Source organism: Roseateles sp. FW301-B2 (genome assembly GCF_058788955.1).
The window spans coordinates 139,212-165,072 of record NZ_JBYTBE010000001.1; the positions used below are offsets into that span (position 1 = coordinate 139,212).

A 25,861-nucleotide genomic window follows, 5' to 3' on the forward strand; every position below is an offset into this window, starting at 1 on the left:
CGCACAATCGCCGCATGAGCATTGCCAAACTCTCCGCCGCCGAGCTGCGCCTCACGGTCGACCCCGCCACGCTGGACTTTGCCGATACCTCCGAGCTGCTCGACCAGGCCCTGCCCTGGATAGGCCAGGAGCGCGCCGAGCAGGCGGCGCGCTTCGGCCTGCGCATGCAGCAACCCGACTACCACCTGTTCGTGCTGGGCGAGGTGGGCAGCGGCCGCAGCTCGCTGCTGCTGGAGATGATGAAGCAGGAGGCCTTGCTGCGGCCGGTGCCGCCCGACCTCTGCTATCTGCATAACTTCGAGGTGCCCGAGCATCCGCTCGCCCTGCGCCTGCCGGCCGGCGAGGGGCGGCTGCTGCGCCAGCTGATGGCCGAGTTTGCCAAGACCCTGCAGAGCGAGATCCCCAAGCGCCTGATGGACGCCGATGTGCGCGCCGGCTGCGAGCGCCTGGAGGGCGCTTACAAGGCCGAGGAGTCGGCCGCCTATGCCGAGCTCAGCGCCTTTGCCGAGGCGCGCAACTTCGGCCTGATGCGCGAGCAGGGCCGCATGGTCTTCACCCAGCGCGACGAGGCGGGCGAGCCGCTCACCGCCGCCAAGGCGATGACGCTGACGCCGGCGCAGCGCAGCGCCTGCGACGCCGCCGAGGAGGAGTTGCGCAAGCAGATCGGCCGCTTTCTGGAGCTCACCCGTGCCAAGGAGTTATTGATGCTGGAGCAGCTGGCGGCGCTGCGGCGCCAGCTGCTCAAGCCCATGCTGGACCATGCGCTGCAGCAGATCCGCAACCGGCTGCGCAAGCAGATCAAGGATGCCGTCAAGCTAGGGCTTTATCTGGATCGCGCCCTGCAGGAGGTGCTGGCCAGCCTGGCGCTGTTCCAGCAGGGCGAGGAGCCCGACGAGGGCCGTGCCGCGGCGCTGGCCGAGCTGCTCGCGCGCCTGCGCGTCAACCTGGTGGTGGACCACCATGGCAGCAGCGGCGCCCCGGTCATCAGCGACGACAACCCGGTGTTCCGCTCGCTGTTCGGCAGCATCGAGTACGAGGCCGAGCGCGACCTGCTGGTGACCGATTTTTCGCGCATCCGCGCCGGCAGCCTGCTGAAGGCGCATGGTGGCTTTCTGATGCTGCATTTGCGCGACCTGCTCACCGACGAGGCGGTGTGGGAGAAGCTGCGCCGTTTCCTGCGCAGCGGCCGGCTGCAGATCGAGGAGGCCGGCATGGCGCTGGCGCCGATCGGCGCGGTCTCGCTGCAGCCCGAGCCGGTGGACGTGGATGTCAAGCTGGTGCTGATCGCCTCGGTGGAAGACTTCTACCTGGTGCAGGAGGGCGACCCGGACTTCGCGCGGCGCTTCCGCTGCAAGGTTGATTTCGCCGAGAGCTTTGCCGCCACGCCCGAGGCGCGGCGCGCCACCGCGATCTTCGTGGCGCACAGCTGCCGCAAGCTGGGCCTGCCGCATTTCAGTGCGCCGGCGGTGGCGGCCCTGATCGAGCAGACGCACCGCGAGGCCGAGGACCAGGCGCGCCAGAGCGCCATCTTCGCGCACAGCGCCGGCCTGCTGATGGAGGCCGCGGCGGTGGCGCGCGCGCGCGACGCGGCCCTGGTGGCGAGCGAGGATGTGCAGGCGGCGCTGGCGGCGCGCCAGCATCGGCACGACTACCCCGAGCAGCGCCTGCAGGAATCGATCACCGATGGCGAGCGCCTGCTGGCGGTGGCCGGCACGCGTGTCGGCCAGGTCAACGGCCTCACGGTGGTGGACCTGGGCGACTACCAGTTCGGCTTCCCGGTGCGCGTCACCGCCTCCACCCATGCGGGCGAGGAGGGCTTGCTGAATATCGAGCGCGAGGTCGAGATGTCGGGCCCCATCCACGACAAGGGCGTGCTGATCCTGCACAGCCACCTGGCCGGGCTGTTCGCGCATATCACGCCGCTGGCGCTGAACGCCGCGGTGGTGTTCGAGCAGGAGTACAACGGCGTGGAGGGCGACTCGGCCTCCTGTGCCGAGTTCTATGCCTTGCTCTCGGCCCTCGCGGGCCTGCCGCTGCGCCAGGGCATCGCGGTGACGGGCGCGCTCAACCAGCATGGCGAGATGCTGCCGGTGGGCGGCATCAACGAGAAGATCGAGGGCTATTTCCGCAGCTGCGAGCTGCTGGGCCTGGATGGCCAGCAGGGCGTGCTGATTCCGCACCGCAACCGCCGCCACCTGATGCTGGCGCCGCGCCTGGTCGACGCGGTGGCCGCGGGGCGCTTCCACATCTATACGGCCGAGCTGGCCAGCGAGGGCATGGAGCTGCTCAGCGGCCAGGCTTTCGGCACGCTGGGCCCGCATGGCTATGCGCCCGACAGCGTGCTGGGCCGGGCGCAGAAGACGCTGCAGGATTACCGCCATGCCTGCGAGCCGCCGGCTCGCGCGGCGGGCCGCTCCCTGCGCCCCTTCGGCCGGCGCCATGGCGAGCCGCGCCAGCGCGGCTGAGGCCGGCCGCTACTTCGCCAGCGCCGGCGCCACGCTCTGCCACTCGGCCGAGTTGCGCAGCCGCGCGATGCCGCTCCAGACCGCCTCGACGAAGGCGCGGTTGGCGAGGTAGTAGCTCTTGTTGAAACCCAGGTGCCCGGTCATGACGATGAAGGGCTCGGGCAGGATCTCCAGCTTGCCCGCGTATTCGGCCTCGGCCAGCTCCACCAGGGCGGCGTTGCCGTTCATGATGAGCAGCTCGCCGCGGCCGCGCAGCAGCTTCTGCAGCATCGACTCGTTCGGCTGCGCGCCCTCGTCGCCGGCCACGCCCAGGGCGGCCAGCTTGTCGCGGATCGAGACGATGCCGCGGTTGAAGATCACCGGCGTGCTCAGGCCGCTGAAGCTCCTGCCGTCCCAGCCGGGCTTGCTGCCCAGCCGGCGCAGCACCACCATATTCGTGTTGCCCAGGGCCTTGGCGTCGTCCACGGTCTTCTCGTCGCGCATCGGCAGCGCGATGCTGGCGGCCAGGGTCACGGTGGGCGGGATGGCGGCGTCGTAGTCGCCGGTCTGCACGCCCTTGACGCAGCGCGGCCAGGGCACGGCCTCGTAGCTGACCGTGCCGCCCTGGCGTTCCACCGCCTTGCGCACCAGCCATTGGCCCTGACCCTCATGGTCCGGGAAGCTGATCGGCGGGAAGGGGTTGGAGGGGATGCAGACCTTGAGGGCATGGGCGCCCGCCGCGCCTGCAGCGAGCACCAGGATGGCAGCAAGGGCCCAGCTGCGTGGCATAGAGGCTTCAGTCAAAGTCCAGGGCTGGGATTATTGCACCCGCCTCATCCCCTCATGGCGGCTCTTGAGGCTCGAACCAGGCCAGCAGCTGTTGCGTCACCGCGGGGGTGTCGAGCAGGGCCATGTGGCCGGTGCGGTAGAGGATGGCCTGGCGCGCCGGCGCGAAGTCCAGGCAGCGCGCGGGCTCGTCATGCTGGCCCAAGGCGCTGCGCAGCGGCACCAGGCCGTCGCCCAGCAGGCGGTCGGCCAGCAGGCCGCGCTGCGGCGCCAGCGTGGCGGCGAGGGTGTAGCAGGCGATGCCCACGGGCAGGGGCAGGTGCTGGCGCTGGTCGGGCTGGCGGCGGAAGCGGTCGCGGCCCTGCCAGTCGGCATCCTGCACCAGCCCGTAGCGCAGGTCGGTGATGCCGGCGCTGCGCAGCTGCCCCAGCCTGGCGAGCGGGCGCGACCAGGGCGTGCTGCCCAGCAGCACGTCCACCCAGTTGCCGGCGCGCTCCAGCGGCGCGCCATGGTGGGGGGTGCCGAGGAAGGCGATGCGCCGCACCAGCGCGGCCCAGGGCAGCTTGCTTGCCTGCGCGATCTGCAGCGCGCTGCGCAGCACCAGGCCGCCCATGCTGTGCACCACGCAGTCCAGCGCCTGCAGCGGCTGCGGCCAGGCGCGCAGCAGCTGGTCCAGCAGGGCGGCGAGTTCGCGGCCGTTCTGCGAGGTGTGCAGGCCGGTGTTGTAGCGCAGGTAGACGGGCGTGTAGCCCAGCGCGGCCAGGGCCCGCGCATGCTGCCCGCCCCATTGCAGTTCGTTCATGCACAGGCCGTGGATGAAGAGCAGGGGCTTGGCCGTCACCGGCCCGGCCGCCGCCAGCACGGTGGGCAGGTTTTCCATCGTCAAGACCTGACCCTGGCAGCGCAGCGTCATGTCGAGGGCGAGCGGATTGCCGCTGGCGCGCAGGTGGTCGCCCATCACGCCGTTGAGCGCGGCCAGCACCGCGGCGCGCTCGGGGCTGTCGGGGCGGGACTGGTCGATGCGCTCGAACAGCGGCTGCAGCGCGCGCAGGGCGCCGTCCAAGCCCTTGCCCACCAGGGCGTTGACGCCCTGCACGCATTGGTAGACTAGGCCGGTGATGCCGCGCGCCTGCTCGGCGCGCTTGCCGCCCGGCGCGCCCAGGGTCTGCCAGACCGATTGATGCACGCCCTCGGCCATGCGCGCCACGCTGGCGGTGGCCTGGGTGGCGAGCTGGGCCGCCGCGCGCAGATCGCTGGCGCGCAGGTGGCGCAGCGCATGGTCGGTGGGCGGCTTCTTCATGGCTGGGCCTCGCGTTGCAGTTCGAAGCGCAGCTCGCCCTTGGGCGTGCTGCCGCTGCAGCGCCAGCCCAGGCGCCGGTAGAAGGCCTCGGCACGCGTGCCGGCGCCGGTGGTAAGCCACAGGGTCTGCAGGCCCTGCGCCCACAGCCAGCCGGTCATCTCGGCCATCAGGCGCCGGCCGTAGCCGCGCCCATGCGCCTGCGGATGCACGAACAGGGCCCAGACGCAGCCGTCGTCCGCATGCACGATGCCGAAGGCCACCAGGCGCCGACCGAAGGCGTCGACCTCCTCGATCACCCAGCCGCGGCCGCGCTCCTCGATGGCCAGGCGCACTTCCTCGTCGGGAATGATGCCGCGCGGAAGGGTGTTCTCGGTGACGGCGTAGCGCACCGCCCAGATGGCGGGCAGGTCGGCCGCCGTGGCCGGGCGCAGCAGGGTCTTCATGGTGGGCATGTGGCCATCATGCCCGAAGCCTTGTTATGCCAGCCGCCAGCCGGCCTGCCACAGCGACTGCAGGGCCAGCACCTGCAGGTGCTGCCGCAGCGCCTGCGGGCGCAGGCCCGGCCGGGCCGGCAGCGCGGCGCTCAGCCACAAGGGGCCGGCGTCGCGGCTCAGGCGCGGCTGGCCATGGCGGTCGGCGCGCAGCAGCGCCAGGCGCCAGGGGCAGGCCAGCCCGGTCTGGCGGCCGTCGTCGGCGATCACGCCCAGCCAGTCGTCGGCGGCGATGCGGTGCGCGGCGCGCAGGATGGCGTCGGGTGCGCAGGGGAAGGGCAGGCGGGCGACGGCGTCACCCGCGGGGCTGATGAGCTGGCGCGATGGGCTTGGGGCGCCGGGCGCGAGGTTGTCGGTTCGGCCGCGCGTCAGCAGGCGGTCAAAGCTGGCAAGTCCGTGCATGAATGAAAAAGCTCCGAAAGGCCCAGGTGTCACCGGCGTTTGCCGGCCCGGGGCTGTTCGGAGCCGCAACGCTTTAGCCGTATTTGTAGTCCGCCCGCAAGTAGTTGGTAAATCGGCGGCGAGGGGCGCAAGGCCCGTCAGGGCGCGATTCTAAACGCGTTCCGGCGCATCACGCCAGCACCACCATATTGCGCCCCGCCGCCTTGGCGCGGTAGAGCGCGGCATCGGCGCGCTTGAGCACCGGGTGCAGGGCGCGCTCGCCGGCCTGGCAGGGGCTCACCCCCAGGCTGATGCTGGCGCGCAGGCCGGGCGCGATCTCGTCCATCTGCAGGGCCGCGACGGCGGCGCGCATGCGCTCGGCCACCTCCATGGCCACCTCGGCGCTCGCGCCGGGCAGCAGGGCCACGAATTCCTCGCCGCCGGTGCGCCCCAGCACATCGTTGCGGCGCAGCACCGCCTGGGCGGCCGCGGCGACACGGCGCAGCACCTGGTCGCCGGCGTCGTGACCATGCTGGTCGTTGATGCGCTTGAAGTGGTCGATGTCCAGCGCCAGCACGGCCAGCGGCGTGCCGCCGTCCTGGGCCGCGGCCAGCTGCGCCTCGGCCAGCATCTGCAGATGGCGGCGATTCGGCAGCCGCGTCAGCTCGTCGGTCATGGCCAGGGTGCGCATGCGCAGGGCATGGCTGCGTTGGCGCAGCCCCAGCGCCACCAGGGCCAGCAGGGCCACGGTGCCCAGCGCCAGCGCCGTCAGCTGCAGATGCTGGATCGCCTGCGCGCTGGCCAGGGCCTGGCTGCGCAGCAGGTTCTCCGCGTTGAGCTCGCGGTTCTCCTGTTCCTTGCGGGCGCTGTCGAACTCGACGCGCAGGCGCGAGGTCTGCTGGCTCTTGGCCTGCTCGGCCAGGCGGCGCACCAGGGCCAGCTGCTGCTCGCGCGCCCGCAGCGCGCGCGGCCATTCGCCCAGGCCGCTGAGCGTGAGCGCGCGCTCGTCGTGGATCTTCTCGAGGAAGCGATCGCTGCGCTCGCGTTCGAAATACTCGCGCACCTGTTCCAGCTCGGCCAGCGCCTCGCGCAGCCGGCCCAGCTGGCGCAGCACCACCGCATGCGAGAGCCGGGTCTGGGCGGCGCGGTCGGCATGGCCGGCGGCCTCGAAGACCTTGAGCGCCTGCTCGAGGATGGGCAGGGCCTCGGCGGCCCGGCCCAGCTTGCCCAGCACGGTACCGATGGAGCGCTGCACATAGGCGGCCTCCAGCGGCTGCTGGCGGCGGCGCTCCAGCGCCTCGGCCTGGCGGAACTCCTCCAGCGCCGCCGCATAGTCCTGCTTGCGCTCCAGCGTGCTGCCCAGGTTGTAGTGGGCGGTGGCGATCTCCTGCTGCGCGCCGTCGGCCTCGTGGCGCTTGAGCAGCTGGCGGTAATAGTCGATGGCGCGGTCGTAATCGCCCACATTGGCATCGGCGTAGAGATTGGCGATCGCGTTGAGCGCGTAGTTCTGCTGCGCGGCACGCTTGAGCGTCACATTGATCTCGTAGGCGCGCTTCAGGTCGGTGAGGGCCTGGCTGTAGAGGCCCTGCAGATAGCGCGCCTCGCCGCGCAGCGAGAGCGCGTCGGCCAGCAGGGCGGCGGCGTTCAGGCGCTGGCCCTCGGCGACGCCGAACTCATAGTCCTGCAGCGCCGGCACGGGCCGCTGCAGCTGCTCCTGCGCATAGCCACGGCACAGGCGCAGCTCGGCATGGGTGCGCGCCAGGCCCAGCAGGGCGCTCTCGGCGATGGCGGGGTCCAGCGCCCGCAGCGCGGCCTCGGGCTGGGCCACGGCATCGGCCCAGCAATGCTCGGCCAGGGCCTGCAGGCGCTGGCTCGGCGGTGCGGCATCGGGCTGCTTGGCACCCAACATCAGCAGGGCCAGCAAGGCCAGGCTGGTGTGCGTCAGGGTGCGCATTCTTTGTGTTATGCAAGGGTAAACGCGAAGTGTCGAGAGAGAGGGCATGCGGCATTTTGCGGGTGCCGTGGCGGCGCCGCCGTGTTACCGCGCGCCTTGTCACAACAGAGACAAACAATTTCCAGAGCCTCTGCCTAGAATCGAACGATCGTTCTATTTTTGCTGCTTGATTCACAAAGGGTTTTGCAATGACTGCCACTTACGAAGTCCGCGGCTCGGTCGCCGTGATCACCCTGGACAACCCGCCCGTCAACGGCCTGGGTCATGCCACCCGCAAGGCCGCCGCAGAAGGCGTGGAGCGGGCCGAGAACGATGCGGCCGTCAAGGCCATCGTCATCACCGGCGCCGGCAAGGCCTTCTCGGGCGGCGCCGACATCAAGGAATTCGGCAGCCCCAAGGCGCTCGCCGAACCCAGCCTGCACAGCCTGATTGCGGTGGTGGAGAACTGCGGCAAGCCGGTGGTGGCCGCCATCCACACCGTCTGCATGGGCGGTGGCCTGGAACTGGCCCTGGGTTGCCATTACCGCGTGGTGTCGCCGGGCGCCAAGATTGCGCTGCCCGAGGTCAAGCTGGGCCTCTTGCCCGGCGCCGGCGGCACGCAACGCCTGCCGCGCGCCCTGGGCGTGGAGCCGGCGCTGAACATGATCGTCAGCGGCGAGCCGGTCAACAGCGAGTTGCTGGCGCAGATCCCGGGCCAGAAGCTGTTCGACCGCGTCGTCGAGGGCGATTTGATGGCGGGTGCGCTGGCCCTGGCGGCCGAGGTGGCCGACAAACGCCCGCTGCCCAAGGTGCGCGATCTGAAGGCGCGCCATCCCGAGAACCAGGCCTTCTTCCAGTTCGCCCGCAACACCGTGGGCGCGATGAGCAAGAACTTCCCGGCGCCGCTGCGCTGCCTGGAGGCGGTGGCCGCGGCCGTGAACATGAAGTTCGAGGACGGCATGAAGGCCGAACGCGAGGGCTTTCTGGCGCTGATGATGACGCCCGAGTCCAAGGCCCTGCGCCACGCCTTCTTTGCCGAGCGCGCCGCCAGCAAGATCGGCGACGTGCCCGAGGGCACGCCCACGCGCAGCATCGCCAAGGTGGCGGTGATCGGCGCCGGCACCATGGGCGGCGGCATCAGCATGAACTTCCTGAACGCCGGCATCCCGGTGACCATGCTGGAGACCAAGCAGGAGGCGCTGGACCGCGGCGTCGCCACCATCCGCAAGAACTACGAGGCCCAGGTCAAGAAGGGCAAGCTCAAGGAAGACAAGTACGCGGCCCGCATGGCGCTGCTGACGACCACGCTCAACTACGCCGACATCGGCGATGCCGATCTGGTGATCGAGGCGGTGTTCGAGGAGCTGGGCGTGAAGGAGGCGGTCTTCAAGCAGCTCGACGCGGTGATGAAGCCCGGTGCCATCCTGGCCTCCAACACCTCGACGCTGGACGTCAACAAGATCGCCAATTTCACGCAACGCCCGCAGGACGTGGTGGGCATGCACTTCTTCAGCCCCGCCAATGTGATGCGCCTGCTGGAAGTGGTGCGCGGTGCGGCCACCGCCAAGGACGTGCTGGCCACGGTGATGCAGCTGGCCAAGAAGATCAAGAAGACCGCGGTGGTCTCGGGCGTGTGCGATGGCTTCATCGGCAACCGCATGATCGAGCAGTACAGCCGCCAGGCTGGCTTCCTGCTGGACGAGGGCTGCACGCCGGCCCAGGTGGACAAGGCGGCCGAGAAGTTCGGTTTCGCGATGGGCCCGTTCCGCATGGGCGATCTGGCCGGCAATGACATCGGCTGGGCGATCCGCAAGCGCCGCTACCAGGAGAAGCCCGAGCTGCGCTACTCGGCCAGCGCCGACCGCCTCTGCGAGCTGGGCCGCTATGGCCAGAAGACCGGTGCCGGCTGGTACGACTATGTGCCGGGCAAGCGCGACGCCATCCCCTCGCCGGTGGTGGTGGAAATGCTGGAGAAGCACCGTGCGGCCCTGGGCATCACGCCGCGCCAGATCAGCGACGAGGAGATCGTGCAGCGCCTGGTGTTCGCCCTCGTCAACGAGGCCGCGCACCTGCTGGAAGAGGGCATTGCGCAGCGCGCCTCGGACGTGGACATGGTCTACCTCACCGGCTATGGCTTCCCGCTGTGGCGCGGCGGCCCGATGTGCTATGCCGACACGGTGGGCCTCTTCAACGTCGTGCAGGCGATGAAGCGCTTTGCCAAGAACCCGCTGGACGATGGCAAGTTCTGGCAGCCGGCGCCGCTGCTGGCGCGCCTGGTGGAGCAGGGCAAGGGCTTTAACGAGTGAGCCGCATGCTCGTCGTCAAGCGAATCCTGCTGGCGCTGCTCGCGGCATTGCTGGTGCTGGTGGCCGCCGTGGCCATCAACACCTGGCGCAAGGGCTCGCGCCAGATCGAGGTGGCGCCGCTGCCGGTGCTGGCGGTGGACGAGGCCGGCGCGGCCCAGCGCCTGGCCGCGGCGATACGGCTGCGCACCGTCTCCTCGCACGATCAGCCCGAGCTCAACCGCGATCAGTTCCTGGCCCTGCACGAGCAGCTGCAGCGCGACTATCCCAAGGCCCATGCGCTGCTGCAGCGCGAGCTGGTGGGCGGCCACAGCCTGCTCTACCGCTGGCAGGGCAGCGACGCTCAGGCCGCGCCGATGCTGATGCTGGCGCACCAGGACGTGGTGCCGATCGCCCCCGGCACCGAAGGCCGCTGGAGCGAGCAGCCTTTCGCCGGCACGCTGAAGGATGGCTTTGTCTGGGGCCGCGGCGCTTGGGACAACAAGAGCAATCTGATCGCGCAGATGGAGGCGGTGGAGATGCTGGCCGCGAGCGGCTTCAAGCCGCGCCGCACCATCTACCTGGCGTTTGGTGCCGACGAGGAAGTGGGCGGCCTGCATGGCGCGGCCGAGATCGCCAAGCTGCTGCAGCAGCGCGGCGTGAAGCTGGACTTCGTCATCGACGAGGGCCTGCTCATCACCGAGGGCATCCTGAAGGGCCTGGACAAGCCGGCGGCGCTGATCGGCATTGCCGAGAAGGGCTATATGTCGGTGGTGCTGAAGGTGCCGGCCACGCCGGGCCATTCCAGCATGCCGCCGCCCAAGGGCACGAGTGCGATCGCGATGATGAGCGCCGCGCTCAAGCGCCTGGACGACGACCAGCTGCCCGGCGGTGTGCGCGGCATCGCACGCGAGATGTTCGACGTGATCGCGCCTGAGATGCAGGGCTTCAGCCGCGTCGCCCTGTCCAATCTCTGGCTGTTCGGGCCCATCGTCGCGCGGCAGCTGGAGCAGGCCGGCTCGACCAATGCCTTGATGCGCACCACCACCGCGCTGACCATCGTCAATGCCGGCAACAAGGACAACGTGCTGCCCGGCGAGGCCCAGGCGACGGTGAACTTCCGCCTGCTGCCGGGCGACAGCCAGGCCCAGCTGCTGGAGCATGTGAAGGCCAGCCTGCCGCCGCAGGGCGCCGACAAGTTCGAGCTCTACACCCTGCCGGGCTCGTCCGAGCCTTCGCCCGTCTCGCCCACCGACAGCGCGGCCTACCGGCGCGTGGCCACCACGCTGCGCGAGGTCTTCCCGGGCACCCTGGTGGCACCGGGCCTGATGACCGGCGCCACCGATTCGCGCCACTTCGCCGCCATCTCCGAGCACATCTTCAGGTTCTCGCCGGTGCGCGCCAAGCCCGAGGACCTGAGCCGTTTTCACGGCACCAACGAACGCATCGCCACCGCCAACGTGGCGGAAATGATCCGCTTCTATCACCGCCTGGTGAGCGAAGCCGCCAGGTAATGAACATCCAGCCATTCAACGAGGTAGCACCATGAGCAAGGCCGTCATTGTTTCCACCGCCCGCACCCCCCTGGCCAAGAGCTGGAAGGGCGCCTTCAACATGACCCACGGCGCCACCCTGGGCGGCCATGCGGTCAAGGCCGCCGTCGAGCGCGCCGGCATCGAGGCCGCGCACATCGAGGATGTGCTGATGGGCTGCGCCAACCCGGAAGGTGCGACCGGCGCCAATATCGCGCGCCAGATCGCGCTGCGTGCCGGCCTGCCCATCACGGTCAGCGGCGTCACCATCAACCGCTTCTGCTCCAGCGGCCTGCAGACCATCGCGATGGCCTCGCAGCGCATCATCGCCGGCGAGGGCGACGTCTACGTGGCCGGCGGCGTGGAGAGCATTTCCTGCGTGCAGCAGGAAATGAACCGCCACATGCTGGAAGACAGCTGGCATGCCAAGAACAAGCCCGAGATCTATTTCAGCATGCTGCAGACGGCCGAGACGGTGGCGCAGCGCTACCAGATCGCCAAGGAGCGCATGGACCATTACGGTGCCGAGAGCCAGCAGAAGGCCTGCGCGGCCCAGGCCGCCGGCAAGTTCGCCGACGAGATCGCGCCCATCACGGTGACGGCCGGCGTGGCCGACAAGGTCATGGGCCTGACCACCAGGCAGGTGACGGTGAGCGCCGACGAGGGTCTGCGCGAGGGCACCACCTATGACGCCGTCAAGAACATCCGTCCGGCCATGCCCGGCGGCGTGGTCACGGCCGGCAATGCCAGCCAGTTCTCCGACGGCGCCGGCGCCTGCGTGGTGGTGAGCGAGGACTACGCCCAGCGCCACAACCTCAAGCCCCTGGGTCGCTTCCTGGGCTTTGCGGTGGCTGGCTGCGAGCCCGACGAAATGGGCATCGGCCCGGTGTTCGCGGTGCCCAAGGTGCTGAAGAAGCTGGGCCTGACGGTGGCCGACATCGACCTCTGGGAACTCAACGAGGCCTTTGCCGTGCAGGTGCTGTACTGCGCCGACACCCTGGGCATCCCGATGGACCGCCTGAACGTCAACGGCGGCGCCATCGCGGTGGGCCACCCCTATGGCGTGTCGGGCCAGCGCCTCACCGGCCATGCGCTCATCGAGGGCAAGCGCCGTGGCGCCAAGCGAGTTTGTGTGACGATGTGCATCGGTGGCGGCATGGGTGCCGCCGGTGTCTTCGAAGTCCTCTGAACTCAAAATGAAATCTGCTGCCCGCCAACTTGCTCGCCTTGCCTGTGCCCTGTCGCTGACCGCCGCCCTGATCCCGGCGCAGGCCGCCGCGTCGCCCGACGCCACGCGCGCCGTGGTCAAGGCCATCGAGGCCAAGGACTGCGTGGCCGCGGTGCGCGAGCTGAACCAGGCCCTGGCGGGCGGCACGGCCGAGGCCTTGATGCTGGGCGGCGCGATGTTCGAGCAGGGCCTGTGCCTGAAGCCCAATCTCGAGCGTGCGGTGCGCCTGTATATGCGCGCCGCGGACCTCGGGGGCGTGGGCGCGCGCGCGCGCCTGACGGCGCTCTACGCCTCGCCGGCGGCCGGCCCGGACAAGGGCGCGGCGCTCTGGTGGGCCCTGCAGGCCGGCTTGCCGCTGCCGGCGGCCTGTGTCGTTGCGCCCGGCTCGCGCGCTGACGCCGAGGCCTTTGCCAAGGTGCTGACGGCCTGGCCCGCGGGCCAGCTGGATGCCTGCGTGCATGTCAGCGGCCTGCTGGCCGTGCTGGACGCCGACTTCGCCATCCAGGCCGCCGAGGACGCCGGCGACGGCGTCGCGCTGGACTACCAGCCGGCGCAGGGCAAGCTCAACGTCGCCTATGCGCAGCTGCAGCAGGAGGGCAAGGAGCTGCGCGCGCGCATCACCCAGGCCGGCGGCTCCATGCAGATGCAGGGTTATGCCAACGACCCCTCGGCCGATCAGCTGCGCGCCAAGCAGGCCGAGGTGGCCCGAGGCGAGCTGGCGACCCAGGTGGAGCGCGTGGCGCGCGATGCACTGGTGCGCTTCCCGCGGCCGGCCCAGGTGGATGCCGGCTGGCGCATCCGTCTGCGCGTGGACGGCATGCGCAGTCATTGAAGCAAGGTGAGTGGCGATGGTGGACCCGCAAGTCTTTCTGAACATGGGCCGCGAGGTGCTGGCCCAGCAGGCCTTCAGCCAGCTGCTGGGCGCCGAGCTCAGCGCGCTGGCGCCCGGGCGTGCCGAACTGCAGCTCGCGCTGCGCGAGCAGCTCAAGCAGCAGAACGGCTTTGCCCATGGCGGCGTGATCAGCTACCTGGCCGACAACGCCCTGACCTATGCCGGCGGCACCGCCATGCAGGTGCCGGTGGTGACATCCGAGTTCAAGATCAACTATCTGCGGCCCGGCCTGGGCGAGCGCCTGATCGCGCGCGCCGAGGCGGTGCATGTCAGCAAGACCCAGGCGGTCTGCCGCTGCGAGGTCTATGCCGTCGCGGACGGGGCGGAGAAGCTCTGCGCGCTGGCGCAGGGCACCATCGTCAAGCTGGGCTGAAGCCATGAGCGACGAACGCCTGGCCCAGTATCAGCGCATCTTCCGCGCCGCGCCCTTTGTGGCGGACCTGGGCGCCGAGCTCACCGAGGTGGGCGCCGGCCTGTGCCACAGCCGCCTGCGCATCGAGCCGCGCCATCTGCAGCACAGCGGCGTGGTGCATGCGGGCGTGATGACCACCCTGGCCGATCACAGCGCCGGCGGTGCCGCCCAGACCCTGGTGCCCGAGGGCCATATGACGGTGACGGCCGAGCTCAAGCTGAGCCTGCTGCGCGGCGCCAAGGGTCAGGTCTTGCGCTGCGAGGCGCGCGTCATCAAGCCCGGCCGCCAGCTCATGTTCACCGAGGCCGACGTGTTTTGCGACGCCGACGGTGAGTCGCAGCTGGTGGCGCGGCTCTCGGCCACCATGGCCGTCGTGAAGATCTAGTCATCCCCCATTCATCGAGGAGAGCGCCTTGCGCCAGACCCTGGAATTCCTCTTGCACGACTGGCTCAAGGTCAGCGAGCTGACCCAGCGCGAACGCTTCGCCGAGCACAGCGCCGAGACCTTTGCGGCGGTGCTGGACACCTGCGAGAAGATCGCGCGCGAAAAGTTCGCGCCCTTCAACCGCCTGGCCGATACGCAGGAGCCGCACTTCGATGGCGAGCGCGTGCACCTGCCCGAGTCCACCCACGCGGCGCTGGCCGCCTATGTGGAATCCGGCATGCTGGCGGCGGCGCAGGACTACGAGCTCGGCGGCATGCAGCTGCCCTGCGTGATCGAGATGGCGGCCAATGCCTTCTTCAGCAAGGCCAATATCGCCATGGGTGGCTATGTGATGCTCACCAACGGCAATGCCAATCTGCTGATGGCGCATGGCACGCCGCTGCAGCAGGAAGTGTTCGCGAAGAACGAGTTCGCCGGGCGCTGGTTCGGCACCATGTGCCTGTCGGAGCCGCAGGCGGGCTCCTCGCTGTCGGACGTGGCCACGCGCGCCGAGCCCGATGGCGAAGGCTTCGAGGCCGACCCGCTGGGCCCGCGCTACCGCCTCAAGGGCAACAAGATGTGGATCTCGGCCGGCGAGCACGAGATCAGCGAGAACATCGTGCACCTGGTGCTGGCCAAGATCCCCGGGCCGGATGGCAAGACCATCCCCGGCACGCGCGGCATCTCGCTGTTCATCTGCCCCAAGCATCTGGTGAACGAGCGCGCCGAGCTGACCGGCGAGCGCAACGACGTGGCGCTGGCCGGCCTCAACCACAAGCTGGGCTACCGCGGCACCACCAACTGCCTCTTGAACTTCGGCGAGGGCCGTTTCCAGCCGCGCGGGCAGGGCGGCGCGATCGGCTATCTGGTGGGCCGGCCCGGCGAGGGCCTGAAGTGCATGTTCCACATGATGAACGAGGCGCGCATCGGCGTGGGCCTGGGCGCCACCATGCTGGGTTATGCCGGCTACGAGGCCAGCCTCGAGTACGCGCGCCAGCGGCCGCAGGGCCGACCCATGACGGCCGCCGGCAAGGATGCCGCCGCGCCGCAGCGGCCCATCATCGAGCATGCCGACGTCAAGCGCATGCTGCTGGCGCAGAAGAGCTATGTGGAGGGGGCGCTGGCGCTGGAGCTGTTCTGCGCCCGCCTGGTGGACGAGCAGCACAGCGGCACGCCCGCGCAGGCGGCGGCCGCCGGCCTGCTGCTGGAGGTGCTGATCCCGATCGCCAAGAGCTGGCCCAGCGAATGGTGCCTGGAGGCCAACAGCCTCGCCATCCAGGTGCTGGGCGGCTACGGCTACACGCGCGACTTCCCGGTGGAGCAGTACTGGCGCGACAACCGCCTCAACATGATCCACGAGGGCACGCATGGCATCCAGGGCCTGGACCTGTTGGGCCGCAAGGTGGTGATGAACGGCGGCAGCGCCCTGCTGGCGCTGGCCGGGCGCATCAACGAGACGGTGCAGGCGGCAGTCCAGGTGCCAGCTCTTGCCCAACATGCCAACGAGCTCGCCGCGGCGCTGGCCCAGGTGGGCAAGGCCACCAAGGCAGCCTGGTCCACCGGCAATCCCGAAGAGGCGCTCGCCAATGCCACGCCCTATATGCAGGCCTTCGGCCATGTGGTGCTGGCCTGGCTGTGGCTGGACGTGGTGCTGGCGGCCCAGGGCGAGAGTGACTTCGCGCGTGGCAAGCAGGCCGCGCAACGCTACTTCTTTACCTACGAGCTGCCCAAGATCGGCGCCTGGCTGGCGGTGGCGGCGAGCCGCGAGCCCGTCGCGCGTGACATGCAGGACGCGTGGTTCTAAGACACAACGGAGACGATGATGAGCAATACCAAAGTACAGGAACTGTTTGACCTCAGCGGCCAGGTGGCGCTGGTGACCGGCGGCTCGCGCGGCCTGGGCCTGCAGATTGCGGAAGCCCTGGGCGAGGCCGGCGCCAAGATCATGCTGAGCTCGCGCAAGGCCAGCGATCTGGAAGAGGCCGTGGCGCACCTGCAGGCGCGCGGCATCGATGCGCGCTGGATCGCCGCCGACGCGGCCGACGAGGCGCAGGCGCGCGGCGTGGTCACGCAGACGCTCGAGCGCCTGGGCCAGATCGATATCCTGGTGAACAACGCCGGCGCCACCTGGGGTGCACCGGCCGAGGACCATCCCGTCGAGGCCTGGGACAAGGTCATGAACCTGAACATCCGCAGCCTGTTCGTGATGAGCCAGGAGGTCGGCAAGCGCAGCATGATTCCGCGCCGCTACGGCCGCATCATCAACGTCGCCTCGATCGCCGGGCTGGCGGGCAATACCCCGGCGATGAAGACCCTGGCCTACAACACCAGCAAGGGCGCGGCGGTGAACTTCACGCGCGCGCTGGCGGGCGAATGGGGCCCCTACGGCATCACGGTGAACGCCCTGGCGCCGGGCTTCTTCCCCAGCAAGATGACCAAGGGCCTGCTGGCCGCCCTGGGCGAAGAGAACATGGCGGCCAAGGCGCCGCTCAATCGCATCGGCGATGATGAGGACCTGAAGGGCGCCGCCCTGCTGTTCGCCTCCAGGGCGGGCAAACACATCACCGGCCAGATCCTGGCCGTGGATGGCGGCGTCTCCGCCATTCACGGAGCCTGAGATCGATGTCGAGCAAGACCAAGCTGTCCTTCCCCGTCCACATTCCCTTTGTCGAGCAGCTCGGCTTCGAGCTGCACAGCATGGGCGAGGGGGTGGCGGAGTTGCGTGTGGACCTGAAGGAGGGCCACCTCAACTCCTGGGAGGTGGCGCATGGCGGCGTGCTGATGACGCTGCTGGACGTGGCCATGGCGCATGCCGCGCGCAGCATCCACCGCGATCAACCGGGCTTCGGCCCGGGCGTGGTGACGATCGAGATGAAGACCAGCTTCATGCGCCCCGGCGAGGGCGAGCTGCGCGCCATCGGCAAGCTCCTGCACCGCTCCACCACCATGGCCTTCTGCGAAGGCTCGGTGCTGGGCGAGGACGGCAAGCTCTGCGCCCATGCCACCGCCACCTTCAAATACCTGAAGGCGCTGCCGGGGCGGGGCAGGGCGCTCAAGCCGCTGCAGCGCTCAGAGTCGCTCAGTGATGGTGGTGAGCATCCAGCTTGAACACCGACACCACGCTCACCAGCTCCTCGGCCTGCTGCTTCAGGCTTTCGGCCGCGGCGGCACTCTGTTCCACCAGGGCGGCGTTCTGCTGCGTGACCTTGTCCATCTGGGTGATGGCCTCGCCCACCTGAGAGACCCCCGAGCTCTGCTCGCGGCTGGCCGAGCTGATCTCGCCGACGATGTCGGTGACGCGCTTGATCGCGTTGACCACTTCTTCCATGGTCTCGCCCGCGCGCGCCACCTGGGCATTGCCCTGCTCCACGCGTTCGACGCTGGCGCCGATCAGCGACTTGATTTCCTTCGCCGCTTCGGCGCTGCGCTGGGCCAGGCTGCGCACCTCGGAGGCCACCACCGCGAAGCCACGCCCCTGCTCGCCGGCGCGCGCGGCTTCCACCGCCGCGTTCAGCGCCAGGATATTGGTCTGGAAGGCGATGCCGTCGATCACCGTGATGATGTCGGCAATCTTGCGTGAGCTCTCGTTGATGCCGCCCATGGTCTGCACCACCTGGGCCACCACCTCGCCGCCGCGCGCCGCCACATCGGAGGCGCCCAGGGCCAGCTGATTGGCCTGCTGGGCACTGTCGGCGTTGTTGCGCACCGTGGCGCCCAGCTGGTCCATGGTGGCGGCGGTTTCCTCCAGCGCGCTGGCCTGCTCCTCGGTGCGCTGGCTCAGGTCCGAATTGCCCTGGGCGATCTCGGCGCTGGCGGTGGCCACGCTCTCGGAATTGCCGCGCACCGTGGCGACGATGTCGCGCAGGCGCTGACGCATGGTCTCGAGCGCCTGCAGCAGCTGCGAGGTCTCGTCCTTGCCGCCGCTGCGCAGGCTCTGGGTCATGTCGCCCTCGCTCATGCGCTGCGCCGCGCGCACCGCCTCTTCCAGCGGCCGGGTCACATGGCGGCTGATGGCCAGGCCCAGCGCCACGCCGGCCACCACGCCCAGCACGATCAGCACGAAGGTGATGTTGCGGCTGCTGGTGTAGAGCGCGTCGTTGGCGTCGGAGATGTCCTTGGCGTCGCCCTCCTTGAGCTGCGAGAGCTGGCTCATCGCCTTGCCGACGGCGACGCTGTTGGGCGCGTACTCGCTCTTGAGGAATTTGAGGGTGTCGTTGGAGGTGTTGAGGTCGGCCTTGGCGATGCGCTGGATCAGGCCCTCGGTGCTGGCCTTGTCCTTGCCCCAATCGCTTTGCAGCTGCGCCAGGCTTTGCTTGGCCTTGTCGTTGCGCACATGCTCGCCGGCCTGCTCGATCAGGCTCAGGGCCAGATCGCGGCTGCCCTGGGCCGACTTGAGGTAGCTCTCGCGCTCCTGGCCATCGGTGGCCAGGATGGCGTCGCGCAGCGCCACCACGCCCTTGAGGCGCTCGACATTGGCTTCCTTCACCAGCGACAGACCGATGGTCTCGTGGTCGTAGAGATCGCTGTCGGCATCGTTGATGCGGTTCATGTTGTAGACGGCAAAGCTGCCCGTCGCGGCGCCGATCAGGGCCACGGCGAGAAAGCTCGCGACCAGCTTGATGGAGATCTTGTAATCGGATAACTGCATTTCCCGGTGCTCCTTGTTGCTGTGGCCGGGCGCGGGCCCGGTCAGTCTTGTATTCCACCTCAGCGAGGGCGGCAATGCGAGAGGATCAAGGCCTTTTTGGCGGGTTTGATTGCGCGCTCGCCGTGGCCGATTGCCGTTCCCGGCTGTTTTAGAACGGTCGTGCTTTTTTGTCGCCCATGGGACTTTGCCGCTCCGGCGCGCGTGATTCAATCGCGGCATCGTGTTTTGTTCACCAGGAGTTCTAGCCCATGAGCCGCATCAACCATCAGATTCATTTGGCCTCGCGCCCGCAGGGTGAGCCCACGGCCGAGAACTTCAAGCTGGTCGAGGCCGCCGTGCCGGCGCTGACCGAGGGCCAGGTGCTGGTGCGCAACCATTACCTGAGCCTGGACCCCTATATGCGCGGCCGCATGAACGACGGCAAGAGCTATGCCCAACCCCAGCCGCTGGGCGAGGTGATGCTGGGCGGCACCGTGGGCGAGGTGGTGGAGTCGCTCAATGCCAACTTCAAGCCGGGCGACAAGGTGGTGGGCATGGGCGGCTGGCAGGAGTACCAGCTCGTCGATGCCAGCCAGCGCGGCGTGCTGCAGAAGGTCGACACCAGCCATATCCCGCTCTCGGCCTATCTGGGCGCGGTGGGCATGCCGGGCGTGACGGCCTGGTACGGCCTGGTCAAGATCATCAACCCCAAGCCGGGCGAGACGGTGGTGGTGAGCGCCGCCAGCGGCGCCGTCGGCGGTGCGGTGGGCCAGCTTGCCAAGGTGCGCGGCGCGCGTGCCGTCGGCATCGCCGGTGGCGCCGACAAATGCCGCTACGTGGTCGAGGAACTGGGCTTCGATGCCTGCATCGACTACAAGGCCCACCCGGACGTGAAGTCGCTCTCGGCCGCACTCAAGGCCGCCTGCCCGAACGGCATCGACGGCTATTTCGAGAATGTCGGCGGCATGATCCTCGACGCCGTGCTGCTGCGCGCCAATGCCTTCAGCCGTGTCGCCATGTGCGGCATGATTTCCGGCTACAACGGCGAGCCCATCCCGATGAGCGCGCCCCAGCTGATCCTGGTGAACCGCATGAAGATCGAGGGCTTCATCGTCTCCGAGCACATGGAGGTCTGGCCCGAGGCGCTCAAGGAGCTGGGCACCCTGGTGGCCACCGGCAAGCTCAAGTACCGCGAGAGCGTGGCCGAAGGCATCGCCAGCGCGCCCGAGGCCTTCCTGGGCCTGCTCAAGGGCAAGAACTTCGGCAAGCAGATCGTCAAGCTGATCTGATGCTGAGCTGGCGCTGTGCACGCCTGGACGAGCTGGACGCACGCACCCTCTACGCGGTGCTGCGCCTGCGGTCCGAGGTGTTCGTGGTCGAGCAGGCCTGCGTCTATCTGGACCCCGATGGCCAGGATCTGCAGGCCTGGCATCTGCTGGGCCTGGCCGAGGACGGCCGGCTGCTCGCCTATGCGCGCCTGCTGGACGGGCCCAAGATCGGCCGTGTGCTGACCGCGCCGCAGGCGCGCGGCCAGGGCCAGGGGCGCGCGCTGATGCAGCAGGCCCTGGCCGAATGCGCGCGGCGCTGGCCGGGCCAGGCGGTGAGCCTGCAGGCCCAGGCCTATCTGCAGGGCTTTTATGCCAGCCTGGGTTTTGCGCCGGTCTCGGCGGTCTACGACGAGGACGGCATCCCCCATATCGACATGCGGCAGGAGGTCTCATGAGCGAATTGATACTGCACCATTACGCCGGTTCGCCCTTCTCCGAGAAGATGCGGCTGGTGCTGGGCTACAAGGGCCTGGCCTGGCAGAGCGTCACGGTGCCGGTGATGCTGCCCAAACCCGACGTGGTGGCGCTCACCGGCGGCTACCGGCGCACGCCCTTTCTGCAGATCGGGGCCGACATCTACTGCGACAGCGCGCTGATGTGCCAGGTGATCGAGGCGCGCCATCCCGCGCCCACGCTGTATCCGGTGGCGGCCGCCGGCATGGCCCCGCTGCTCGCGCAATGGGCCGACTCCGACCTGTTCTGGGCCGCCATCCCCTACACCATGCAACCGGCCGGCGCCGCCGCCATCTTTGCCGGCGCGCCGCCCGAATTCCTGCAGGCCTTCGCGGCCGACCGCGCCGCCATGACGGCCGGCATGAAGCGCCCGAGCGCGCGTGATGCGGCCGCCGCGCTGCAGAGCTACTTGGGCTGGCTGGAGAGCTTGTTGCTCAAGGACGGCCGTGCCTTCCTGCTCGGCGCCGAGCCCTCGGTGGCGGACTTCTCGGTGGCGCAGAGCCTCTGGTACATCCGGCGTGCGCCGCCGGTGGACGCCATCCTGGCGCCGTATGCGGCGCTGGCCGACTGGTTCAAGCGCGTTGCGGCCTTTGGCCATGGCCGGCACGAGAAGCTGGACAGCGAGGCGGCGCTCGCCATCGCCCGCGAGGCCGGCCGGCACGAGGCCGTGACGGTGCAGCCCGAGCAGGGCTTTGCCGCCGGCGCGCCGGTCCAGGTGTCGGCCACCGACTACGCCAGCGACCCGGTGCAAGGCCGCCTGGTGGGGCTCAGCCACGAACGCATCATCATCGAACGCAGCGACGCCCGTGCCGGCCTGCTGCATGTGCATTTCCCGCGCATCGGCTACGCCCTGCGCAAGGACGAGGACCAAGCATCATGAAGAACTATCAAGGCAAGACGGCGGTGATCACCGGTGCGGGCTCGGGCTTCGGCCTGGAAGTGGCGCGCCTGGCCGCCCAGCGCGGCATGAATCTGGTGCTGTGCGATGTACAGGCCGATGCGCTGGAGCGGGCCGCGGCCGAGTTCGACGGCCACGCCCTGCTGGCCATGCGGGTGGATGTGAGCAAGGCCGCGGAGATGGAGGCGCTGGCGGCGGCGGTGCAGCAGCGCTTCGGCGCGCCGCATTTCGTCTTCAACAACGCCGGCGTCGGCTCCGGCGGCCTGGTCTGGGAGAACAGCCTGGCCGACTGGGAATGGGTGCTGGGCGTCAACCTGATGGGCGTGGTGCATGGCGTGCGCCTGTTCACGCCCATGATGCTGGCGGCCGCCGAGGCCGACCCGGGCTATCAAGGGCATATCGTCAACACCGCCTCGATGGCCGGCATGCTCAACGCGCCGAACATGGGCGTCTACAACGTCTCCAAGCACGCGGTGGTCGCCTTGAGCGAGACGCTCTATCAAGACCTGGCCCTGGTGACCGAGCAGATCCACTGTTCGGTGCTGTGCCCCTTCTTCGTGCCCACCGGCATTGCGCAAAGCCATCGCAACCGCCCCGCCGAGATGGCCGGCAGCCGCCCCACCCGGAGCCAGCTGATCGGCCAGGCCATGAGCGACAAGGCGGTCAACGCCGGCAAGTTCACCGCCGCCCAGGTCGCGGCCATGGTGTTCGATGCCATGGATCACGAGCAGTTCTATGTCTTCAGCCATCCGCACTCGCTGGCCGGCGTGCAGACCCGCCTGGAAGACGTGATGCAGCTGCGCAACCCCAGCGATCCCTTCAAGGACAAGCCGGAGCTGGGGCAGAAGCTGCGCGAGGCGCTCAAGGCCGTCTGATCCGGTAGATCGGCCCGAACGGGCCGATCTGGCACACTCGCGACCAGTTGTTGTCGCGAGTGTCCATGCCTGATTCCCTGCCATCGTCCCCCCCTCGTGCCCTCGTGATCGGTGGCGGCCCGGCCGGCCTGATGGCCGCCGAGCGCCTGCGCGCCGCCGGCGCCGAGGTGGATGTCTACGACGCCATGGCCTCGGTGGGCCGCAAGTTCCTGCTGGCCGGCAAGGGCGGGCTCAACCTCACCCACTCGGAGCCCGGCGAGGCCTTTGCCGGCCGCTACAGCACCGGCCGTGGCGAGCCCTGTGCCGAGGTGGCCGCCTGGCTGCAGCATCTGGACGGGCCGGGCCTGCGCGAATGGGCGCAGGGCCTGGGCGTGCAGACCTTTGTGGGCAGCTCGGGGCGAGTGTTCCCGGTCGACATGAAGGCCGCGCCGCTGCTGCGTGCCTGGCTGAGCCGGCTGCGCGAATCGGGCGTGCGCTTTCATATGCGCCACCATTGGCTGGGCTGGAACGAGCGGCGCGAGCTGCTGTTCTCGCAGGCCGGGCAGGAGTTCAGCGTGGCGGCGGACGCGGTGGTGCTGGCGCTGGGCGGGGCCTCCTGGCCCCAGCTCGGCTCGAACGCCGGCTGGGTGCCGCTGCTGACGGCGCGCGGCGTGGCGGTGGCGGGCCTGCGCCCCTCGAACTGCGGCTTCGACCTGGGCCCGCGGCGCGCCGATGCGCCGTCGCCCGGCTGGAGCGCGCTGTTTGCCGAGCGCTTTGCCGGCCTGCCGGTGAAGCCCGTGGCCCTGCATTTCGAGGGCCGCAGCGGGCGCCACTTTGCGCGCCAGGGCGAGTTTGTCATCACCGCCAGCGGGTTGGAGGGCTCGCTGATCTATGCCGCCTCCAGCCTCCTGCGCGAGGAAATCGACGAGTTCGGCGAGGCCCTGATCCGGCTGGACCTGCTGCCCGACCGCAGCGAGGCCCAGGTGGCGGCCGAGGTGGCGCGCGGGCGTGGCACGCGTTCGATGTCCACGCACCTGAAGAGCCGGCTGGGCATCGAGGGGCTGAAGGCCGGGCTGCTGCACGAGGTGCTCAGCAAGGCCGAGTACCTGGACACGGCGCTGCTGGCGCGCACGCTCAAGCAGCTGCCGCTGCGCCTGGCGCGCCCGCGCCCGGTGGCCGAGGCGATCAGCACGGCGGGCGGCATCTGCCTGGGCGAGCTCGATGCCCGCCTGATGCTCAAGCAGGTGCCCGGCCTGTTCTGCGCCGGCGAGATGCTGGACTGGGAAGCGCCCACCGGCGGCTATCTGCTCACCGCCGCCATGGCCAGCGGCTGGGTGGCGGGCGAGGGCGCGGCGGCGTATCTGAACGCTTAGCCAGCGCCAGCTGCTACGCTGGGGGCTTACAGCAGCACGCCGCCATGGGATACCGCGCCAGCCTGGGAGCACAGAGCTATCACTTTGCCGATCTGCGCGAGCTGATGGCCAAGGCCAGCCCGGCGCGTTCCGGCGACGAGCTGGCCGGCCTGGCGGCGCACAGTGCCGCGGAGCGCGTGGCCGCGCGCATGGCGCTGGCCGAGCTGCCGCTGAATACCTTTCTGCAGGAGGCCCTGGTGCCTTATGAGGCCGACGAGATCACGCGCCTCATCATCGACGGCCACCATGCCGCCGCCTTCGCACCGGTGGCGCATCTCACCGTGGGCGAGTTGCGCGACTGGCTGCTCGCCGCCGATGGCGCCAGCCTCGCCGCCCTGGCGCCCGGCCTCACGCCCGAGATGGTGGCGGCGGTGAGCAAGCTGATGCGCAATCAGGACCTGCTGCTGGTGGCGAGCCGCTGCCGCGTGGTGACACGCTTTCGCTCCACCCTGGGCCTGCCCGGCACGCTGGCGGTGCGCCTGCAACCGAATCATCCGGCGGACGAGCCGGCCGGCATCCTGGCCAGCATCATCGACGGCCTGATGTATGGCGCGGGCGACGCGGTGATCGGCATCAACCCGGTGTCCGACAGCGTGGCCGCGCAGCTGCGGCTGCTGCACATGCTGGACGAGCTGATCGCGCGCCATGCCATCCCCACCCAGAGCTGTGTGCTCACCCATGTCACCAACACCCTGCAGGCGATGCAGCAGGGCGCGCCGGTGGACCTGGTGTTCCAGTCGATTGCCGGTACCGAGGCCGCCCAGCGCAGTTTTGGCATCGACCTCGCGCTGCTGGACGAGGCGCATGCGGCGGTGCGCGGGCTGGGCCGTGGCGGCGAGCACTTGATGTACTTCGAGACCGGGCAGGGCTCGGCGCTCTCGGCCAATGCCCACCATGGCGTGGACCAGCAGACCCTGGAGGCGCGCGCCTATGCGGTGGCGCGGCGCTACCGGCCGCTGCTGGTCAATACGGTGGTGGGCTTCATCGGCCCGGAGTATCTGTATGACGGCAAGCAGATCATCCGCGCCGGGCTGGAAGATCACTTCTGCGGCAAGCTGCTGGGCCTGCCCATGGGCTGCGACATCTGCTACACCAACCATGCCGAGGCCGACCAGGACGATATGGACAATCTGCTGGTGCTGCTCGCCAGCGCCGGCCTCAACTTCATGATGGGCGTGCCGGGTGCCGACGATGTGATGCTGAACTACCAGAGCACCTCCTTCCACGACGCGCTGTTTGTGCGCCAGCTGCTGGGCCTGCGCCGTGCGCCGGAGTTCGAGGAATGGCTGCAAGCCATGTCCATCACCGATGCGGCGGGCGCGCTCTTGCCGGCGCCCGCCCAGCCCGCCTTGGCAGCGGCCTTGCAGCGGCTCTTGCCGAAGTCATGAGCACACCCACCGACCCCTGGGCCGAGCTGCGCCGCCACACGCCGGCGCGCATCGCCCTGGGCCGCGCTGGCGCCAGCCTGCCCACGCGCGAGCTGCTGGCCTTTGGGGCGGCGCATGCGCAGGCGCGCGATGCCGTGCACCAGGCCCTGGATCTGCCCGCCCTGGAGGCGGCGCTGCAGGCCGAGGGCTGGGCCAGCTTGCGCGTGGCCAGCCGCGCCGCCGACCGCGCCGAGTACCTGCGCCGGCCGGATCTGGGCCGCCGGCTGGACGCGGCGAGCGCGCAGCGCCTGGAGGCGCAGGGCGGGGCGGCGGTGGATCTGCTCATCGTGCTGGGCGACGGGCTCTCGGCCCAGGCGGTGCAGGCGCACGCCGTGCCGCTCTTGCGGGCGTTGCGCGACGCATTGCGCGGCGAGTTCAGCCTGGCGCCGCTGCTGCTGGCCAGCCAGGCGCGCGTGGCCCTGGCCGATGACGCGGCCGGGCTGCTGGGTGCGTGCCTGGCCCTGATGCTGATCGGTGAGCGACCGGGGCTGTCTTCGCCCGACAGCCTGGGTGCCTACCTCACCCACGCGCCACGCCTGGGCTGCCACGATGCACAGCGCAACTGCATCAGCAATATCCGCCCGCAAGGCCTGGCGCCCGCGCTGGCGGCGCTGCGCCTGAACTGGCTGCTGCGCGAGGCCCTGCGCCGCCGCCTGAGCGGCGTGGGCCTGAAGGACGAGAGCGAGACCCTGCTGCTGGCGCGCTGACGCCGCTGCATGGCCCGCTGTGGCAAACTCGCGCGCTTCGCATTCAGCCG

At 69.7% G+C, this 25,861-nt stretch carries 23 protein-coding genes; 17 read left to right on the forward strand and 6 right to left on the reverse strand.

Going from position 1 to position 25,861, the window contains the following annotated elements; all coding sequences use genetic code 11:
- The first annotated feature begins 14 nt into the window (after nt 1-14).
- Nucleotides 15-2,465 carry a Lon protease family protein gene (locus tag AC3WQY_RS00605; protein ID WP_492704968.1) on the forward strand — a complete coding sequence of 817 codons (2,451 nt, stop codon included), beginning with the start codon at nt 15-17 and terminating at the stop codon, nt 2,463-2,465.
- 9 nt (nt 2,466-2,474) lie between these two features.
- Here AC3WQY_RS00605 and AC3WQY_RS00610 read toward each other — a convergent pair whose 3' ends face one another.
- The 5 genes from AC3WQY_RS00610 to AC3WQY_RS00630 all read right to left on the reverse strand — a co-directional run bounded on the left by AC3WQY_RS00610 (nt 2,475) and on the right by AC3WQY_RS00630 (nt 7,356).
- Nucleotides 2,475-3,233 carry a substrate-binding periplasmic protein gene (locus AC3WQY_RS00610; protein WP_492704970.1) on the reverse strand — a complete coding sequence of 253 codons (759 nt, stop codon included), beginning with the start codon at nt 3,231-3,233 and terminating at the stop codon, nt 2,475-2,477.
- A gap of 52 nt (nt 3,234-3,285) precedes the next feature.
- Nucleotides 3,286-4,530, reverse strand: a complete 1,245-nt coding sequence (locus AC3WQY_RS00615; RefSeq protein WP_492704973.1) for an esterase/lipase family protein — start codon at nt 4,528-4,530, stop codon at nt 3,286-3,288.
- On the reverse strand, nt 4,527-4,982 hold the full coding sequence (locus AC3WQY_RS00620) for a GNAT family N-acetyltransferase (protein WP_492704975.1): 456 nt from the start codon (nt 4,980-4,982) through the stop codon (nt 4,527-4,529). Before AC3WQY_RS00620 ends, AC3WQY_RS00615 begins: the two co-directional genes overlap by 4 nt.
- Before the next feature lie 24 nt (nt 4,983-5,006).
- On the reverse strand, nt 5,007-5,423 hold the full coding sequence (locus tag AC3WQY_RS00625) for a hypothetical protein (RefSeq protein ID WP_492704977.1): 417 nt from the start codon (nt 5,421-5,423) through the stop codon (nt 5,007-5,009).
- A 169-nt stretch (nt 5,424-5,592) separates the two neighbouring features.
- Nucleotides 5,593-7,356 carry a GGDEF domain-containing protein gene (locus tag AC3WQY_RS00630; protein ID WP_492704979.1) on the reverse strand — a complete coding sequence of 588 codons (1,764 nt, stop codon included), beginning with the start codon at nt 7,354-7,356 and terminating at the stop codon, nt 5,593-5,595.
- 188 nt (nt 7,357-7,544) lie between these two features.
- Between AC3WQY_RS00630 and AC3WQY_RS00635 the strand changes: the two genes are divergently transcribed.
- Genes AC3WQY_RS00635 through AC3WQY_RS00675 form a run of 9 tightly spaced genes read left to right on the forward strand, consistent with a single transcriptional unit; the run spans nt 7,545 to nt 17,213 of the window.
- Nucleotides 7,545-9,641 carry a 3-hydroxyacyl-CoA dehydrogenase NAD-binding domain-containing protein gene (locus AC3WQY_RS00635; RefSeq protein ID WP_492704981.1) on the forward strand — a complete coding sequence of 699 codons (2,097 nt, stop codon included), beginning with the start codon at nt 7,545-7,547 and terminating at the stop codon, nt 9,639-9,641.
- Between the two features lie 5 nt (nt 9,642-9,646).
- On the forward strand, nt 9,647-11,131 hold the full coding sequence (locus tag AC3WQY_RS00640; protein WP_492704983.1) for a M20 family peptidase: 1,485 nt from the start codon (nt 9,647-9,649) through the stop codon (nt 11,129-11,131).
- Nucleotides 11,132-11,162: 31 nt separating this feature from the next.
- Nucleotides 11,163-12,338 (forward strand): acetyl-CoA C-acyltransferase, encoded by a 1,176-nt coding sequence (locus AC3WQY_RS00645; RefSeq protein WP_492704985.1) that lies wholly within the window; start codon nt 11,163-11,165, stop codon nt 12,336-12,338.
- Between the two features lie 7 nt (nt 12,339-12,345).
- On the forward strand, nt 12,346-13,209 hold the full coding sequence (locus AC3WQY_RS00650; RefSeq protein ID WP_492704987.1) for an SEL1-like repeat protein: 864 nt from the start codon (nt 12,346-12,348) through the stop codon (nt 13,207-13,209).
- Nucleotides 13,210-13,225: 16 nt separating this feature from the next.
- Nucleotides 13,226-13,642, forward strand: a complete 417-nt coding sequence (locus AC3WQY_RS00655) for a PaaI family thioesterase (RefSeq protein WP_285232992.1) — start codon at nt 13,226-13,228, stop codon at nt 13,640-13,642.
- A 4-nt stretch (nt 13,643-13,646) separates the two neighbouring features.
- Nucleotides 13,647-14,066: a PaaI family thioesterase gene (locus tag AC3WQY_RS00660; RefSeq protein WP_492704990.1), complete on the forward strand. Its 420-nt coding sequence runs from the start codon at nt 13,647-13,649 to the stop codon at nt 14,064-14,066.
- 28 nt (nt 14,067-14,094) lie between these two features.
- Nucleotides 14,095-15,909, forward strand: coding sequence for an acyl-CoA dehydrogenase (locus AC3WQY_RS00665; protein WP_492704992.1), 1,815 nt, complete (start codon nt 14,095-14,097; stop codon nt 15,907-15,909).
- Between the two features lie 18 nt (nt 15,910-15,927).
- A complete protein-coding gene (locus AC3WQY_RS00670) occupies nt 15,928-16,722 on the forward strand; it encodes an SDR family oxidoreductase (protein WP_285232989.1) in 795 nt (264 codons plus the stop codon).
- A gap of 5 nt (nt 16,723-16,727) precedes the next feature.
- Nucleotides 16,728-17,213 (forward strand): PaaI family thioesterase, encoded by a 486-nt coding sequence (locus AC3WQY_RS00675; protein WP_285232987.1) that lies wholly within the window; start codon nt 16,728-16,730, stop codon nt 17,211-17,213.
- Here AC3WQY_RS00675 and AC3WQY_RS00680 read toward each other — a convergent pair.
- Nucleotides 17,185-18,753, reverse strand: coding sequence for a methyl-accepting chemotaxis protein (locus tag AC3WQY_RS00680; RefSeq protein ID WP_492704995.1), 1,569 nt, complete (start codon nt 18,751-18,753; stop codon nt 17,185-17,187). The two genes, AC3WQY_RS00675 and AC3WQY_RS00680, sit on opposite strands and share 29 nt — an antisense overlap.
- 248 nt (nt 18,754-19,001) lie before the next feature.
- On the opposite strand from AC3WQY_RS00680, the gene AC3WQY_RS00685 reads away from it, so the two are divergent.
- The 7 genes from AC3WQY_RS00685 (at nt 19,002) to eutC (ending at nt 25,811) form a co-directional block, all read left to right on the forward strand.
- Nucleotides 19,002-20,021: an NADP-dependent oxidoreductase gene (locus AC3WQY_RS00685; protein ID WP_492704997.1), complete on the forward strand. Its 1,020-nt coding sequence runs from the start codon at nt 19,002-19,004 to the stop codon at nt 20,019-20,021.
- Nucleotides 20,021-20,455 carry a GNAT family N-acetyltransferase gene (locus AC3WQY_RS00690; RefSeq protein ID WP_285232983.1) on the forward strand — a complete coding sequence of 145 codons (435 nt, stop codon included), beginning with the start codon at nt 20,021-20,023 and terminating at the stop codon, nt 20,453-20,455. The genes AC3WQY_RS00685 and AC3WQY_RS00690 overlap by 1 nt, the downstream gene beginning before the upstream one ends.
- Nucleotides 20,452-21,393 (forward strand): glutathione S-transferase family protein, encoded by a 942-nt coding sequence (locus tag AC3WQY_RS00695; protein ID WP_492705000.1) that lies wholly within the window; start codon nt 20,452-20,454, stop codon nt 21,391-21,393. The genes AC3WQY_RS00690 and AC3WQY_RS00695 overlap by 4 nt, the downstream gene beginning before the upstream one ends.
- Complete coding sequence (locus AC3WQY_RS00700; RefSeq protein WP_492705002.1) at nt 21,390-22,286, forward strand: SDR family oxidoreductase; 897 nt, start codon at nt 21,390-21,392, stop codon at nt 22,284-22,286. Before AC3WQY_RS00695 ends, AC3WQY_RS00700 begins: the two co-directional genes overlap by 4 nt.
- A gap of 65 nt (nt 22,287-22,351) precedes the next feature.
- Nucleotides 22,352-23,638, forward strand: a complete 1,287-nt coding sequence (locus AC3WQY_RS00705; protein WP_492705004.1) for a BaiN/RdsA family NAD(P)/FAD-dependent oxidoreductase — start codon at nt 22,352-22,354, stop codon at nt 23,636-23,638.
- A gap of 44 nt (nt 23,639-23,682) precedes the next feature.
- A complete protein-coding gene (locus AC3WQY_RS00710; RefSeq protein WP_492705006.1) occupies nt 23,683-25,065 on the forward strand; it encodes an ethanolamine ammonia-lyase subunit EutB in 1,383 nt (460 codons plus the stop codon).
- On the forward strand, nt 25,062-25,811 hold the full coding sequence (gene eutC, locus AC3WQY_RS00715) for an ethanolamine ammonia-lyase subunit EutC (protein WP_492705008.1): 750 nt from the start codon (nt 25,062-25,064) through the stop codon (nt 25,809-25,811). The genes AC3WQY_RS00710 and eutC overlap by 4 nt, the downstream gene beginning before the upstream one ends.
- Nucleotides 25,812-25,861 lie beyond the last annotated feature (50 nt).

Coding starts and splice junctions, on each gene's coding strand:
- AC3WQY_RS00635 (WP_492704981.1), top strand. CDS start 7,545: ATGACTGCCACTTACGAAGTCCGCGGCTCGGTCGCCGTGATCACCCTG.
- AC3WQY_RS00655 (WP_285232992.1), top strand. CDS start 13,226: ATGGTGGACCCGCAAGTCTTTCTGAACATGGGCCGCGAGGTGCTGGCC.
- AC3WQY_RS00605 (WP_492704968.1), top strand. CDS start 15: ATGAGCATTGCCAAACTCTCCGCCGCCGAGCTGCGCCTCACGGTCGAC.
- AC3WQY_RS00695 (WP_492705000.1), top strand. CDS start 20,452: ATGAGCGAATTGATACTGCACCATTACGCCGGTTCGCCCTTCTCCGAG.
- eutC (WP_492705008.1), top strand. CDS start 25,062: ATGAGCACACCCACCGACCCCTGGGCCGAGCTGCGCCGCCACACGCCG.
- AC3WQY_RS00670 (WP_285232989.1), top strand. CDS start 15,928: ATGAGCAATACCAAAGTACAGGAACTGTTTGACCTCAGCGGCCAGGTG.
- AC3WQY_RS00685 (WP_492704997.1), top strand. CDS start 19,002: ATGAGCCGCATCAACCATCAGATTCATTTGGCCTCGCGCCCGCAGGGT.
- AC3WQY_RS00675 (WP_285232987.1), top strand. CDS start 16,728: ATGTCGAGCAAGACCAAGCTGTCCTTCCCCGTCCACATTCCCTTTGTC.
- AC3WQY_RS00705 (WP_492705004.1), top strand. CDS start 22,352: ATGCCTGATTCCCTGCCATCGTCCCCCCCTCGTGCCCTCGTGATCGGT.
- AC3WQY_RS00610 (WP_492704970.1), bottom strand. CDS start 3,233: ATGCCACGCAGCTGGGCCCTTGCTGCCATCCTGGTGCTCGCTGCAGGC.
- AC3WQY_RS00660 (WP_492704990.1), top strand. CDS start 13,647: ATGAGCGACGAACGCCTGGCCCAGTATCAGCGCATCTTCCGCGCCGCG.
- AC3WQY_RS00710 (WP_492705006.1), top strand. CDS start 23,683: ATGGGATACCGCGCCAGCCTGGGAGCACAGAGCTATCACTTTGCCGAT.
- AC3WQY_RS00645 (WP_492704985.1), top strand. CDS start 11,163: ATGAGCAAGGCCGTCATTGTTTCCACCGCCCGCACCCCCCTGGCCAAG.
- AC3WQY_RS00630 (WP_492704979.1), bottom strand. CDS start 7,356: ATGCGCACCCTGACGCACACCAGCCTGGCCTTGCTGGCCCTGCTGATG.
- AC3WQY_RS00690 (WP_285232983.1), top strand. CDS start 20,021: ATGCTGAGCTGGCGCTGTGCACGCCTGGACGAGCTGGACGCACGCACC.
- AC3WQY_RS00680 (WP_492704995.1), bottom strand. CDS start 18,753: ATGCAGTTATCCGATTACAAGATCTCCATCAAGCTGGTCGCGAGCTTT.
- AC3WQY_RS00700 (WP_492705002.1), top strand. CDS start 21,390: ATGAAGAACTATCAAGGCAAGACGGCGGTGATCACCGGTGCGGGCTCG.
- AC3WQY_RS00625 (WP_492704977.1), bottom strand. CDS start 5,423: ATGCACGGACTTGCCAGCTTTGACCGCCTGCTGACGCGCGGCCGAACC.
- AC3WQY_RS00620 (WP_492704975.1), bottom strand. CDS start 4,982: ATGCCCACCATGAAGACCCTGCTGCGCCCGGCCACGGCGGCCGACCTG.
- AC3WQY_RS00650 (WP_492704987.1), top strand. CDS start 12,346: ATGAAATCTGCTGCCCGCCAACTTGCTCGCCTTGCCTGTGCCCTGTCG.
- AC3WQY_RS00640 (WP_492704983.1), top strand. CDS start 9,647: ATGCTCGTCGTCAAGCGAATCCTGCTGGCGCTGCTCGCGGCATTGCTG.
- AC3WQY_RS00615 (WP_492704973.1), bottom strand. CDS start 4,530: ATGAAGAAGCCGCCCACCGACCATGCGCTGCGCCACCTGCGCGCCAGC.